This is a genomic window from Geobacillus jurassicus NBRC 107829 (assembly GCF_001544315.1).
Lineage (GTDB): Bacteria > Bacillota > Bacilli > Bacillales > Anoxybacillaceae > Geobacillus > Geobacillus jurassicus.
Window position 1 is genome coordinate 1 of sequence record NZ_BCQG01000033.1, and the last position, 13769, is coordinate 13769.

Annotated in this window: 12 protein-coding genes, 1 tRNA gene and 1 riboswitch; of the genes, 4 read left to right on the forward strand and 9 right to left on the reverse strand. The window is 51.4% G+C overall.

Annotation, left to right across the window (positions count from 1 at the left end):
- The 7 genes from GJ1_RS10675 to GJ1_RS10700 form a co-directional block, all read right to left on the reverse strand.
- Positions 1-700, reverse strand: a 700-nt coding sequence (locus GJ1_RS10675; protein WP_174520114.1) for a restriction endonuclease subunit S, incomplete at its 3' end; no start/stop codon positions are given.
- Positions 697-2178, reverse strand: a complete 1482-nt coding sequence (locus GJ1_RS10680; RefSeq protein ID WP_013146029.1) for a class I SAM-dependent DNA methyltransferase — start codon at positions 2176-2178, stop codon at positions 697-699. The genes GJ1_RS10680 and GJ1_RS10675, both read right to left, overlap by 4 nt.
- Positions 2179-2180: 2 nt before the next feature.
- The gene (gene hsdR / locus GJ1_RS10685; RefSeq protein WP_066232230.1) at positions 2181-5423 is read right to left on the reverse strand and encodes a type I restriction-modification system endonuclease; all 3243 of its coding nucleotides are present in this window, start codon (positions 5421-5423) and stop codon (positions 2181-2183) included.
- A 189-nt stretch (positions 5424-5612) separates the two neighbouring features.
- Positions 5613-6158 (reverse strand): P-loop nucleotide/nucleoside kinase family protein, encoded by a 546-nt coding sequence (locus GJ1_RS10690; RefSeq protein WP_066232106.1) that lies wholly within the window; start codon positions 6156-6158, stop codon positions 5613-5615.
- Positions 6159-6371: 213 nt separating this feature from the next.
- Positions 6372-7427: an RNA-guided endonuclease TnpB family protein gene (locus GJ1_RS10695; RefSeq protein WP_066232110.1), complete on the reverse strand. Its 1056-nt coding sequence runs from the start codon at positions 7425-7427 to the stop codon at positions 6372-6374.
- Positions 7428-7431: 4 nt separating this feature from the next.
- A complete protein-coding gene (tnpA, locus tag GJ1_RS17875; protein WP_074043776.1) occupies positions 7432-7830 on the reverse strand; it encodes an IS200/IS605 family transposase in 399 nt (132 codons plus the stop codon).
- A gap of 324 nt (positions 7831-8154) precedes the next feature.
- A tRNA-Val gene (locus GJ1_RS10700) sits at positions 8155-8227 on the reverse strand.
- A 311-nt stretch (positions 8228-8538) separates the two neighbouring features.
- Here GJ1_RS10700 and GJ1_RS19275 point away from each other — a divergent pair.
- Positions 8539-9000: an HD domain-containing phosphohydrolase gene (locus GJ1_RS19275; protein ID WP_066232113.1), complete on the forward strand. Its 462-nt coding sequence runs from the start codon at positions 8539-8541 to the stop codon at positions 8998-9000.
- Positions 9001-9038: 38 nt separating this feature from the next.
- On the opposite strand, the gene metC is transcribed toward GJ1_RS19275, so the two are convergent.
- Together metC and GJ1_RS10715 are read right to left on the reverse strand one after the other, a co-directional pair.
- Positions 9039-10217: a cystathionine beta-lyase gene (gene metC / locus GJ1_RS10710; RefSeq protein ID WP_066232116.1), complete on the reverse strand. Its 1179-nt coding sequence runs from the start codon at positions 10215-10217 to the stop codon at positions 9039-9041.
- 3 nt (positions 10218-10220) lie between these two features.
- Positions 10221-11324 carry a methionine biosynthesis PLP-dependent protein gene (locus tag GJ1_RS10715; protein WP_066232119.1) on the reverse strand — a complete coding sequence of 368 codons (1104 nt, stop codon included), beginning with the start codon at positions 11322-11324 and terminating at the stop codon, positions 10221-10223.
- A gap of 199 nt (positions 11325-11523) precedes the next feature.
- A riboswitch (SAM riboswitch) is annotated at positions 11524-11634 on the reverse strand.
- Between the two features lie 186 nt (positions 11635-11820).
- On the opposite strand from GJ1_RS10715, the gene GJ1_RS10720 reads away from it, so the two are divergent.
- The 3 genes from GJ1_RS10720 to GJ1_RS10730 all read left to right on the forward strand — a co-directional run bounded on the left by GJ1_RS10720 (position 11821) and on the right by GJ1_RS10730 (position 13605).
- Positions 11821-12549, forward strand: a complete 729-nt coding sequence (locus tag GJ1_RS10720) for a GTNG_0744 family esterase (protein ID WP_066232122.1) — start codon at positions 11821-11823, stop codon at positions 12547-12549.
- A gap of 97 nt (positions 12550-12646) precedes the next feature.
- Entirely contained in the window at positions 12647-13168 is a 522-nt protein-coding gene (locus tag GJ1_RS10725) for a YjcG family protein (protein WP_066232125.1), read from the forward strand.
- A 2-nt stretch (positions 13169-13170) separates the two neighbouring features.
- On the forward strand, positions 13171-13605 hold the full coding sequence (locus GJ1_RS10730) for a GNAT family N-acetyltransferase (protein WP_066232127.1): 435 nt from the start codon (positions 13171-13173) through the stop codon (positions 13603-13605).
- Positions 13606-13769 lie beyond the last annotated feature (164 nt).

The window sequence follows — 13769 nt, forward strand, 5'->3', positions numbered from 1 at the left end:
ATATACTTTTCTCGCTCGGATCATTTGTCCCTAATTGCCCTTTAAACGCCTTCTCCAAAATTACCGCCCGCCGCTGTTCGATCGACTCCTTCACTTCTTCAATCAGCCGCTTTGCTTCGTCGATTTTCGCAAACAGCCGCTCAATTTTATCGGCGATGCGTTTTTGTTCGTTTAGGGGGGGGAGTGGGAAAGACAGACTTTCAATGAGAGCACCACTTATATTTGGCTGTGCTCCACCATACGCCAATTTCGAAATTTCTGTCGAGGAACTAATCACAAAATAATTTCTATACGCTGCATATAAAATGTTATCATTAATCGTTTTGATATTTCCAACGCGTTGGTTTTGCATAGCGATTTCGTCCGAATTATATATACCTATTTTCCCAGTAGTAGCCCCAGACATTGCGATTAATAAGTCGCCTTTGCGCACCAAAAACTTTTCATTGTAGAGCTCTCTAGGAACCCTAACAGCGGTTTCGGGAGTTGTTTCCATACCATTTAAATCGGATATTCGAATTATTGGTATACCCTCATCAGAATAATCAGTGCTTTTAAATGCATATCCATTAAATAACTTGGCAACAACTCCAAATTTCACCCACACCCAATTCCCCGGCACTTCGTACGGCTGCTCGTCTTTGGGCACGAGCGCTTCTTCGAGCAGCTGTTCCATCGATTTTGGTTTGGCCTTGCTCATCGTTCTGACACCTCGAGTCGTTCAGCGACGTGGAGCATTTCGGTTTTTGCCGGTTCGTAGCGGGTCGGGTGTTCGGCCGCTTTCAGTTCGGCAATGACTTCATTGAGCAGCGAGATGGCGAGCTCTAATTTCTCCACCGCTTCTTCAGCCGAGTCGATCGGGTCGGGCAAGTTGTCGTACACGGACAGCGATTCGTCGGCGATGAGACCGATGTCGAGGCTGTCGCCTTTTTTGGCGATGTCGTCGCGGGTGAAGACGTTCCACCGTTCATCGTCGACTTGATGGCGGTCTTCGGCGGTGTAGGCTTTCATAAATCCGGCGAAATGGTCTTTCGTCAGCGGATTGCGCTTGCCAAACGACGGCATGTTCGTGCGAAGATCGTACACCCATACTTCTTTCGTGTTGCCCGTGTCTGTTTCCCCGCGGGTGAAGAACAAGACGTTCGTTTTCACCCCTTGGGCGTAGAAAATGCCGGTCGGCAAGCGCAAGATCGTATGGACGTTGCATTTGTCCATCAAGTCGCGGCGGATGTCGGCGCCGACGCCGCCTTCAAACAGCACGTTGTCGGGCACAACGACCGCGGCGCGCGCCTTGCCGTTTGGTCTGAGCGCCCGGTAAATGTGCTGGAGGAAGTTCAGCTGCTTGTTTGACGTCATAAACGTAAAGTCGGTCCGTGTCGCCCGTTCCCCGCCTTTTTTTGTGCCAAACGGCGGGTTTGTCAAAATGACGTCATACCCTTTCAGCTGTTCGCCAAGGGGAGAGAGCGTGTCGCCAAGCAAAATGTCGCCGTGCACATCATGCAAGAGGGCGTTCATGACCGCGAGGCGGTGCGTGTCGCGGACGAGCTCGACCCCGGAGAACGCTTCATATTTCTGGAACCGAATTTCTTCTTCCGATAAATCAAAATAGTCGTCCGTTTTCGCCCGGACGTGGCGGCTGGCGGCGATCATAAAGCCGAACGTCCCCGCCGCCGGGTCGTGGCAGCGCTCGCCGGGCTTCGGGTCAACGAGTTCGACGATGACGTCAATCAGCACGCGGGGGGTGAAATATTGCCCCGCGCCTGATTTCAATTCGCTCGCGTTTTTCTCGAGCAGCCCTTCGTACAAGGCGCCGAGCCCTTCTTCTTTCGCGTTGTACCAGTCAAGCGCGTCGATGGTGCGGATGATTTTTTCCAAGTTTTTCGGCTCACGGATGTTGGACGTCGCGTCGGTGTAAATTTGCCTTAACAGTTCGTTCTCTTCCTGCCCAAGCGCCATGAGCAGCTGTTGGTAATACGTTTTCAGCTCGATTCCATCCTTTTTGGCGAGCACGTCCCAACGGTATGGCTCGGGGATGATGTATTCTTGCCCGGTTTCTTTCATCATTTTCAAAAACAGCAAATACGTCAGCTCGGTGACATATTGGTGGTACGTGATGCCGTCGTCGCGCAAGACATTGCACAAGTTCCACAGCTTTTGGACAATTTCTCGGTTGTTCATCTCTAGGCTTGCTCCTTCTTGGCGTAGTTGTACAAGTTTTCATTAATTTCGCGCACGATTTGCGGCAATTGACCGCCGAAAATATTGTTCAGCTGCTTAAAGCCGCCGTGGCTTTTAAACGGTTCGTAGTCAAACGCTTTTTCCGGGTCGGGATGGAGGACGTATTCTTGCAGCAGCTGTTTTTCGATCCGCTCAAGCCATTTCTTTTGCAGCGGCGGCCATGGTTTCATCCGGTAAATGGCGTTCATGGCGCGGCGAATTCGTTCTTCATGACTGATGAGCGGGTCGCCGAGCGCCTGTTGGCGGATGAAGGCGATAATGTCGGCGGCGATGTCCTCATTTTTCGCCTCCCGCCATGCCGCCTGCAGTTTTTTCTCGGAAAAGCCTCTTCGGTCAAGTTCCAATCGCAGTTGTTTCAACTCTTCCCTCGTCAGTTCGGACGGCCGCTGGCAGACAATCATCAGCGCCGGGATTTTATTCATGTTCGTGCGGATAAATTCACCGAACGCCTCTAAATAGTCGTCCGGTTTTTCCGCATTGCCGTAGCCTCGTTTGACGCCAAGCAGCTTGTCTTCATGGTGGGAAATGTATTGCTTGCGCTCGCGGTACCGGTTTTCGTCCAAATAGCGGAACATCGATTTATATTCTTTCAGCCCGTCTTTCAGTTCATCAGACGGCAGCGATTTCAGCCAGTCGATGAATTCATCGACCGTTTTTCCGCCGGAAAGCACGCGGAAATCTTCGTGTTGCCTGTCGGACCACGTCCGCTTTTTCCGTTGCATCTTCGCAATGATTTGTTCTTTTTGGTATTCCAGATGGGCGGTCTGTTCAAGCTGTTCGAGTTCATCGAACAGCTCCGTCAGCGTCGCCTGCGGGCGGGCGACGACCGGTTTCATGCTTGTATACGGCTTTAACGTTTCGTAAATGCCGACGGCGTCAAAGATGTTGAAATGGTCTTTCCCAATCTCATCGCACCGCCTTGTCGCCCGGCCGAGCATTTGTTCATACAAAATGCGCGAGCGAACGCGGCGCAAAAAGACGAGGTTCGTAATCGCCGGCACATCGACCCCTGTCGTTAACAAATCGACCGTCACCGCGATTGTCGGGTATTTTTCGTTTTTAAACCTGCGGATCGCTCCTGACGGGTCTTTGATCGATCCGGTGATTTTCATGACCGCATTGTCATCGAACTCTCCGTATACGCGCGCAAATTCTTCTTTCAGCAGTCGGACGACGAGATCAGCGTGATCGTCCGTCGCGGCAAAAATGAGCGTCTTCCCTTCATCATCCGGAGCGATATAGTTGACGAGCTCGCGAATGATGACGCGGTTAAAGCTTTCCGTTACGACTTTCGTGTTAAAGTGCGAAACATCAATGTTCAGTTCATCCTCCAAATACTCTTGCGACACCGTATGGGATACGGCGTCGTAGACATCAACCGTCTCTCCTTTCGCCCACGTAATCCCTTCCCGTTTCAGCACCGTATCAAACTGATACGGCGGCTCATGGTCGACCAAATACCCGTCGATGACCGCCTCGCGATACGAATACGTAAACACGGGCGGGCCGAAAATGTCCGTCGTATGCAAGGCGGGCGTCGCGGTCAAACCGATGCGGACGGCATCGAAGTAATCGAGCACTTGCCGATACTTGCTTACATAATCGCGATGGTCTTTAAACTCCAGCTCGATTTCGTTCATTTCTTTATCCAACGTATAGCCGCGGTGGGCTTCGTCGACGATGATGCAGTCATACTGGTCAATCGGCGGAACGTCTTCGGGACGGTCGTTGTAAAAAATGCGCTTCAACATTCCTTGAACGGTGGCGATATGCACTTTCGTCTCCGGATCGGGCTTTTGGTCGTACAGCGACTGCAAACCGTAAATCTCGGCAAACGTCTGAAAGTGCTCCATTCGGCTTTCTTTAAACGCCGCTTCCGCTTGTTCGGCGAGCGCTTTTCGGTCAACGAGAAACAAAATGCGCCGAAACCGTTTCGCTTTGAGCAAGCGGTAAATCAAGCCGATCGCCATGCGCGTTTTTCCCGTTCCCGTCGCCATGGCGACAAGCACGCTCCGGCGCTTGTCTTCAAGCGCCCGCTCAACAGCCTGAATCGCCCGCACTTGGTACGGCCGCAGTTTCAAATAATCGAACGTCTCATCGCGCAGCCGCTGTTCGGATCGTTCAATGTCTTGTTCCAGCAGCTGTTTCAACCCGTCCGGCGTATACCAGCCTTGCAGCGGGCGCGGATGGTTCGTCGATTTCCGGGCGTCCAAAAACCAAATGCCGGACTTTTGTTCAAGCTGTTTCACGTACGGACGGCCGTTGGTGGCGAACAAAAATGGAACGAAATACTCCCCCCACGGCTCGTGAATCACTTCTTGCCCATGGCGCACAACGAGACGGGCGTATTGTTTTGCCTGTTCGATATCGGCGGGGATGTCTTTGCTTGCGCGTTTCGCTTCAATGAGGCCGACCAGCTCCAAGCCGATAAAAAGAGCATAATCGGCAACCCCGTGCCGAAGCGGCCATTCGGCAATCGCCAAATTCCGCCCCTTCTCTGGCCGCGCGCCTTTGGCAAAGCGCAGTTTTTCCGAATCAGCCTCCCAGCCAGCCGCCCGCAGCTGTTCATCGATGATGAGGCGCGTCTCTGCCTCAGTCAGTTCGAAATTCGCCACCGCCCGCCGCGAATAGTCACGCCGCTTTTGTTTTTCCTCGGCACTCGTATACAGCCCCGTCTCGCGGATGTGCGAAAGCTCCGCTTCCAAGTCGGCAAGCCGCTGTTTATACGATTCGATGAGCCGATTCAGTTCATCCGTCGATTCAGACGATGGCGGCAGCGGCTCTCGATACTGGGGAGCTTCGAACGACCAGTCGCCGTACACTTCCATAAACCATACAGCTAGGCGAAACGCCATGTGCAATAGCGTCTTTGCCTCATGCACGTCCCCATAATTGGGATCATGCACCGCTTGATTGCCTTTTAAGCGGATCATCGTGAAGATGTCATATATCTCTTTTGGGATGATTTGTTCATACAGCAGCACCTTGAGGCGGTCTTGCTGATCGGTGCCGCGCTCTTCGCGAATGCCTTCGAACGCCAATATGTATTTCGTCATCGCCTCGGCCAACTTGCGCAGCTCGCTGATCGCCACGTTTGGGTTTTGATGCACATGCCGCTCGGCCGTCTCCCCTACCCGGGCAAGCACATCCCATTTTCCTTCTAGAAATTGAAAGTTATGCGCCATGTCCATCCCTCATCTTCGTCTCTTTTGCAACTTTCTTCTTTTGTTATTATCATATCATGAAAAAAAGCCCGCTGAAAACGGGCTGTTTGTGTTCACCGGCAGAGCAATAAAATTCGCAGTGTCATTGCTTCAAAGATGTGAGAATCAACTCGCGATGGCAAGGAAAGAGCAGCGCCAATGAAACATCTTTTAACAAATTCGAAATCTTTGATTGCTCATGATTTCATCAATCATCTCATCTATGTCATCCTTACGTTTCCCGCTAGTATCCAAAAGATGCTTTCGATCGAATCCTGATGCATGGAACTCATTCAGCAAAATGAGGCAGCGTTCCCCCATTTGTTGCTCGGGGGCCCTCATCTCATCCCTTTGCCTTAACGTTTTCCCATCTGCCCACAAAACAACATACATAACCGTTACGTTTAAATTCTTTACATTTTCATACAACCATATCACTTCATGAGGAAAGGCAATATAATCCACTACCACATCATTGCCGTATTTTACAAAATTTCTTGCAAGACTTAGAATATTATCCCAAATTAATGAAAGCTCTTCTTTACTTTCCCACGGTTTTTTCCGTCCATTGATATGCATATGGCTGATGTCATCGCCCGAAATATACGCACTACGCTCCAACTTGTTCGCCAATGCTGTTGAAATTGTTGATTTGCCAACCCCAGCGGGGCCTGATATGACATAGACTGTGCTTGTTTGATTATTTTTCATATGCATCCCTTTTTACCTATCTTTCAACCAAATTTTTTATAGAACGATCGACTTCTTTTTGACACTCCGCACGCCTAAATCCGTGGGATTCTTGGGTCATTCGCGTCCTCATCCATTTCTGGTTCGGACAACGCCCAAGTTTAGGGGTGTGTCATCACCCCGTCCCATCGGGTTAAGCTGTACCCCCATGGGCGGCGCACCTGTGACCAGTGCGCTAGGTTAGGAGGCGAAACCCGAAATCGCTTTGGCGATGTTGATCGCGCCATTCAAGTCGGCGTGGAGGGTGTATCCGCATTGTTTACACTGAAAGTGGATGCCATTGCGATTTCCCTTTTCCCGATGTCCACATTTACACGTTTGGCTCGTGTAGGTTGGATCCACCCACTCCACCCGAATGCCTGCCATTTCCGCTTTATAGGCAATCATCGTTTGCAGTTGGTGAAATGCCCAAGCATGAAGGCTTCGCCCCGCTTCTTTGGCCGATTTGGCCCGTTTCCGAATCCCCGTCAACGCTTCCATCCGAATCACGCCAACACCGTTGGCGAGGGCAAAATTCACGAGTTGACGGCTGATTTTGTGATTTTGATCCTTCATCCAGCGGGACTCTTTACGGCCGATTTTGCGAATCATATAGAGCTTTTTGGCTTTGCCCAACGTTCGCCGCAAAGCCGCATAGCGTCGGCGCACAAAGGCGCATTGGTTCCCTTTGAAAAACAACGATTTCGTTCCCACGCTGGCCACGGCGATATAGCGAAGTCCCAAATCAACGCCCATTGCCTTTGTTTCGTGCTGTGGCTTCACGTCAAAGGTGATCGCGATCGCCAAATACCATCTCGTTCTCTTTTTGTAGAGCTTGGCGGCCCCTTGTTTGGCGGTTCCGTCCAACAGCCGCTTCAGCCACCCTTCTTGATAGGGGCGCGCAACCACTGGCACGCCAATTCGCTTCTCCAGTGTGGGGAAGGAAACCGTGTAGAACGCTCCTTTCTTTTCCACCTTCACGTTTTGATTGTTAAAGCAACACCAGAATGTTCGGAACTTCTTTGCCTTTTGTTTTTTCTTTTGGGACTTCACTTCTCGAATCGTCTGATTGACGACGGCGGAAGGAAACCGCTGCGACGAAAACGTTTTAAAAATTTTGCTCGTCGCTTGATTCAGTTCGGGATGATTCAACAGCCAATTCGCAAACGCGGTATTCACTGCTGTCATCCGTTCATACATATCTTGTTTGGCTTTCGTTGGCTTGTGCAGCTCCAGCCTTAGGGTGATCGTCGGCATGGATTCACCCCCTTTTCTTTTGAGATTCCACATAACGTTTTATTGTCTCACTTGATACATTCCCTGCTGTACTAACGAAGAAAGAGCGTGTCCAAAGACTCGGCAGATGAGACAAGTGTTGAAATTCTTGTCTTAATCGTCTGGAAGTCGCTCCTTTCACTTTTGCCATCATATCTGATGGAGAATCAGAAGGGAGGCAATTCAAGAACAAATGACAATGATCAGGCATCACTTCCATAGCAAGGATGATCCAATCATTCTCCTGGCAAATTTCTTCTACTAACTGCTTGAATCGCTCTTCCACTCTGCCCACTAACACCTTTCTTCGATACCGTGGACAGAAAACAAAATGATAGTTAATCAACGATACAATTGTTTTCGTTCTTCGATATTCTTGTTCCATATTATTAATTGTATCGGTTTAATGGTTATACTGAAACGCCATACCGCCAAGATACGGTTGCTTTTGCCATTCTTGTATCGGTTTAATGGTTATACTGAAACCCTTAAAGATAAACATTGTTGCGCTAAACAATCCCATTAAGGGATTTACCGAGCAACACCGTCTTTCATCCCACGATTGAAACCGTGGGCTTTCATACGGTTTTTTCTGTAAATGTTTTCGCTAAACATAGTCTCCCACATACAACCCAAACATTCAAATTAAAAACGACAACATAAACAAAAAAATCCCTTTAAGCCTTGCAGCTCAAGGGATTTCACTTGATGATTCCGACTGGGCTCGAACCAGCGACCTCCACCCTGTCAAGGTGGCGCTCTCCCAGCTGAGCTACGGAATCATATGTTGTTGTTCACTGTTAAACACATTTTTAATTATATAAACGGGAATACAGGTTGTCAACTATTTTTTTAAAAAATGAGTGTTCACCGTGAAAAAGGGGAAGCTCGTGCCGCCCCCTATCAAAACAACCCGCTCTCAAACGGCTCGAGCAAAAGCGGGGTGTACCGGCGGCGGGCGGATTCGTACTGCGTGATGATGCGGCAGCGCTGCTGTTCGGCAAGGGGGGCAGGGAGATCAGCTCGGTGGCAAGCTGCAAGCTGGCCGTCGAGATGACGCAGCGTTCAAGGGCGCGTGAGACGGCGAAGTCGAATGTTTTTATTGGCACAGCTTCAACAAATCCTCAATGTGCTCGTTAACGTGCAAACCGCTTTTCAGCAACGGCTGCCAGCTGTTTCCCTCACGACAATAGAACCTCCGACCATTTCCTCTGTCTTGCATCCCGTCAGCTTACTGCTTACCCATATGAAACGGGAGGAAAAAGAAGTGTATCAACCGATCGTTCATAACGTCTATCACGAGCGCATTGATGGCAAGGGATATCCGGACGGCTTAACAGGCGACGACATTCCGTTGTTTGGCAAAATCATCGCGGTGGCCGATGCATTTGACGCCATGACTTCGGATCGTCCGTACCGTAAAGGGATGGATATTCATCAAGCGGCAGACATCTTGAGAAAAGGAAAGGGAACCCAGTGGGACGGCGAACTCGTCGATCTCTTTTTGAAACACTTAAAAGAGGAGCGGCTGTTGTCAACCTCAGCGGCATCTTGACCCGCCCGCCGAGCTGTGAAGGCTTGGCGGGCTGATGGCTATGTCGTTGAAACCGATGGCCGCTCTTTCACAAACGACAGCGCCTGCTCAAAATCGGCGATCAAATCGTTGACATCCTCCAGTCCGACGCTCAGCCGCAGCAAGCCGTCGGTGATGCCGCGACGAAGCCGCTCGTCTTTCGGCATGGCGGCGTGCGACATTTTCGCCGGGTGCGATAAAATCGACTCGACCGCGCCAAGGCTGACGGCGAACACGGGCAGGCGGACGTTGCGGACGAACGTCCGGGCCGCTTCTTCATCGGCCAAGCGGAACGACAGCACGGCGCCAAACCCGTCCGCTTGATGGCGCTGGATGTCATGGCCTGGGTGGTTCTCGAGCCCCGGATAATACACTTCTTCGACCTTTGGGTGACAAGCCAAATATTGGGCGATGGCGGCCGCTGATTCAGATGACTGCTTCAGCCGGACGTGGAGCGTTTTTAATCCGCGCAGCACAAGCCACGCATCTTGGACGCCAAGGACAGCGCCAAATGCGTTTTGCAGTTTGTACAGCTCTTTTCCCAACTCTTCATCTTTCACGACCGCCAGCCCGGCGACGACGTCGCTATGGCCGGCTAAAAACTTCGTGGCGCTGTGAAGGACAATATCGACGCCAAGGTCAAGCGGCCGCTGCAGCGCCGGCGTCATGAACGTATTATCCAAGAACGTCAAACAGCCGTGCGCTTTCGCCAGCTTGACGACGCCTTGAATGTCGGTCACTTTTAACAGCGGATTGGACGGCGTTTCCATATAAATGACTTTCGTGTTCGGACGAATGTTTTCCGCTACTGTGTTTAAATCCGTCATATCGACAAACGTATGCTCGATGCCAAAGCGGGTCAACACTTCCGTGATCATCCGGTACGTGCCGCCGTAGACGTCTTCAGTCACGAGGACGTGGTCGCCTCGGGACAAGAGCAAAAACGCCGTCGAAATGGCGGCCATGCCAGAAGCGAAGGCGAATCCGCGCACGCCGCCTTCTAACGCCGCGATCGTTTCCTCGAGCGCCTCGCGCGTCGGGTTGCCGGAGCGGCTGTAGTCGTATTTGCCGAATGAATCGAAATCGAACTGATGGAACGTGGAGGCGTGCTGGATCGGCACGCTCACCGCTCCCGTGTGGCGATCGACTTTCCATTCATTATGGAGCAGTTTCGTTGAAAACGACCATTCCCGTTCCATCGCTTACACCTCTTTCATGTGTTTGAACGCTTGCGCCAAGTCGGCGATTAAATCATCCGCATGTTCGATGCCGACCGAGAAGCGGAGCAGTCGGTTGCAGACGCCGTTTTGGATGCGGATTTCTTCCGGAATGTCGGCGTGCGTCTGCGTCGCCGGGTACGTGATGAAGCTTTCGACTCCGCCTAAGCTTTCCGCGAATGTAATGAGGCGCAAGCTTTTTAAAAACCCGTTCACCCACTTTTCATCGGCAATCCGGAACGACAGCATCCCGCCTCTTCCCGGATACAACACATCGGTGACATCTTCATGTTCGCGCAAAAAGGCGCTCACTCGCTTCGCGTTTTCTTCATGTTGGCGCATCCTTAGGGCCAGCGTTTTCATCCCGCGGATCAACAGCCACGAATCAAACGGCGACAACACTGCGCCGATGGCGTTATGGTATTCGGCCAAGCGTTGACAGAGCTCCTCGCCTTTGGCGACGACAAGGCCAGCCAAGACGTCGTTATGGCCGCCCAAGTATTTCGTCGCGCTGTGGATGACAATATCGGCGCCTTGTTCGATCGGGCGTTGAAGCACCGGCGTATAAAACGTGTTGTCAACGATCAACAAAAGCCCATGCCGCTTGGCGAGCTCGGAGACGGCGGCAATATCCGTCTCATGCATCAGCGGGTTCGTCGGCGTTTCCAAAAAAATGGCTTTCGTTTTTTCCGTTATGGTTTCTTCCACTGCATCGAGGTCAGTGAAGTCAACGTAATGGAACGCAAGGCCGTACTTGCGCCAGCCGCGCTCAAACAAGCGGTACGTGCCGCCGTAAAGGTCGGCCGATACGAGAAACTCGTCTCCGCTCTCAAACAAGGCAAGCACCGTCTGAATGGCGGCCATGCCAGAGCTGAACGCATAGCCTTGGTCGCCGCCTTCGAGTTTTGCGATCGCTTCTTCGACGATTTTGCGCGTCGGGTTGCCGGTGCGGATGTAGTCAAACCCGGTCGACTCCCCGATGCCAGCATGGCGATAGGCCGTGGAAAAATAAACCGGAGGGTTGACCGTCCCCGTCACCGTTTCGCTCCGGTTGCCAATTTGCGCTAACAACGTCTCCAGTTTCTCCATCTCATCTCTCTCCTTCTGCTGAAAATTCCATCATGGATTGACGGCCGACCGCTTGGCGCAAAACGAAGCGCCGCTGTCTCTCGGGCAGCGGCCGAGCGCCTTGGTCCTAGACCGCCACGCGGTTCATCGGAGCGGCCGCTTGAATAAATAAAAAAAGTCTTCTAAGAAGAAGACTTTTCCATACACATGGTCATGCTTCTTCTTATCTGCCGAATTGAATGCTCAATTCGCTGGATTTAGCACCTGGCCGCCGGGCGGCTGGTTGCTGAAGCTTCATTGGGCCAGTTCCCTCCGCTTCTCTTGATAAGAACGAGACGTGTATTCAATTTTTCTAATTTAATAAAAAATGTAGCGCATTCCGCCCGTTTTTGCAAGCCATTTTTTTATCAACCGCACGGTTCGGCAAATTCACAAAAAATTCGAGCCCTTCATTAACATCTTTTGACGCAAATATGTTACAATAACAGATGAACTTACGCTTTCATGGAGGATGGTCATGGCGACAGCAACAGGAACGATGCGCGACTACAAGCTGTACAGCGGAGAGCTGCAAGAAGAAATCGAACTGCTCGTCTACTTGCCAAGCAATTTTTCGCCCCTTTACAAATATTCTTTATTAATCGCGCAAGACGGCAAAGATTATTTTATGTATGGAAAAATAAAAGCTGTCATCGAAATGCTGATGGAAGACAGAAAGATCGACCGGACGATCGTCGTCGGCATCCCGTATCGGAACGTCAACGACCGCTACGAGAAATACCACCCACAAGGCCGAAAACACGAAGCATACGTTCGTTTTTTAGCCCATGAACTCGTTCCGTTTTTGGACCGGGAACTGCCGACGTATCAAATGGGCAAAGGCCGGGCGCTGATCGGCGACTCGCTCGGCGGAACGGTGTCGCTTTTAGCCGGGTTGTTGTATCCGCATACATTCGGGAAAATCGCCATGCAGTCCCCCTATATCGACGACTCGATATTGGCGCGCATCCGCTCATTCCGCGATCCATCGCTCCTTTCGCTTTACCATTCTGTCGGCACGGAGGAAACAGCGGTGAAAACAACGGACGGCCATGTGCGCGATTTTGTCACCCCGAATCGAATGGCGCGGGATTTGTTTATGGGACAACGATTTGCTTATACGTACCATGAGTTCAAAGGAGGCCATGCGTGGACGTATTGGCAGCCGGATGTGCCGCGGGCAGTAGCCTCTGTTTTATCGTTATAGGCCAAAACAGAACGGCTTCGAGGACGTCGAGCCGCTGTATCCTTTCCGTACGCCGTTTGCGCATGGAAAACAAACTGGTTCAAGGAGGGAAAACAAAATGAAGTACGGCATTGTGATCTTTCCGCCAAAACGGATTCAAGATTTCGCCAACTCGTACCGGAAACGGTACGACAGCCATTACGCCCTCATTCCGCCGCATATTACGCTGAAATACCCGTTTGAAGCGGATGAGGAGCAACTGAAAGAAATCACGAAAGAGCTGCGCCGCATTGCGGCGGAAACGCCCCCCATCCCGATCAAAGTGACGAAATTCAGCTCGTTTTATCCGACAAGCAACATCATTTATTTAAAAGTGGAGCCAAACGACGTGCTCGAGCGCCTTCATGAACAACTGCACAGCGGCTTGTTTGCCGGAAAGCCGGAGTTTGTGTTCGTGCCTCACATTACGATCGGCCGCGATTTGCCGGGCGCGGAATATGCGGACGTCTACAGCCAGCTGAAGTTGCAAGAGGTGCACTTCGAGGAGACCGTCGACCGCTTCCATCTCCTCTACCAGCTTGAGAACGGATCGTGGACCGTGTATGAAACGTTTGTCGTTGGAGGAAAGGAAACAGTCTGACAATGAACGTCGCGATTGGAACAACAAAAGACTGCGCCTTGTATGAAGACGCCCTGCACGTCCGCCGACTCGTGTTCATTGAAGAGCAAAACGTGCCAGAAGAAGAGGAAGTCGATGCGTTCGAGCACGACTCGTTCCATCTCGTCCTGTATGACGGCGAGGCACCGGTCGGCGCTGGCCGGCTTCGCTTCATTGACGAAGGCGTCGGCAAAATCGAGCGCATTTGCGTCCTGCCGTCCCACCGCGGCCGCGGCGCCGGACGGATGGTGATGGAAGCGATCGAACAGCTGGCAAAAACAAAAGGAGCAAAAACAGTGAAGCTGAACGCTCAGACGCACGCGGAACCGTTTTACAAAAAGCTCGGCTACACGACCGTCTCCGGCGTCTTTATGGATGCTGGCATCCCGCATGTCACGATGGTGAAATCGCTCGAATGACTATCTGATTAAGCGTCCCCGCCTATATTGCATCAAGAGCTGGGGGGATTCCTCCTAGAAGGCCGGTGAAAAAACAACCGTTTCCCCTAAATTGTTGGCTCTCGAGTGAAGAGAGGCGCAGGACTTACAATGTTTCTCAATTGGAGAAACTTCATTGTTGAGCC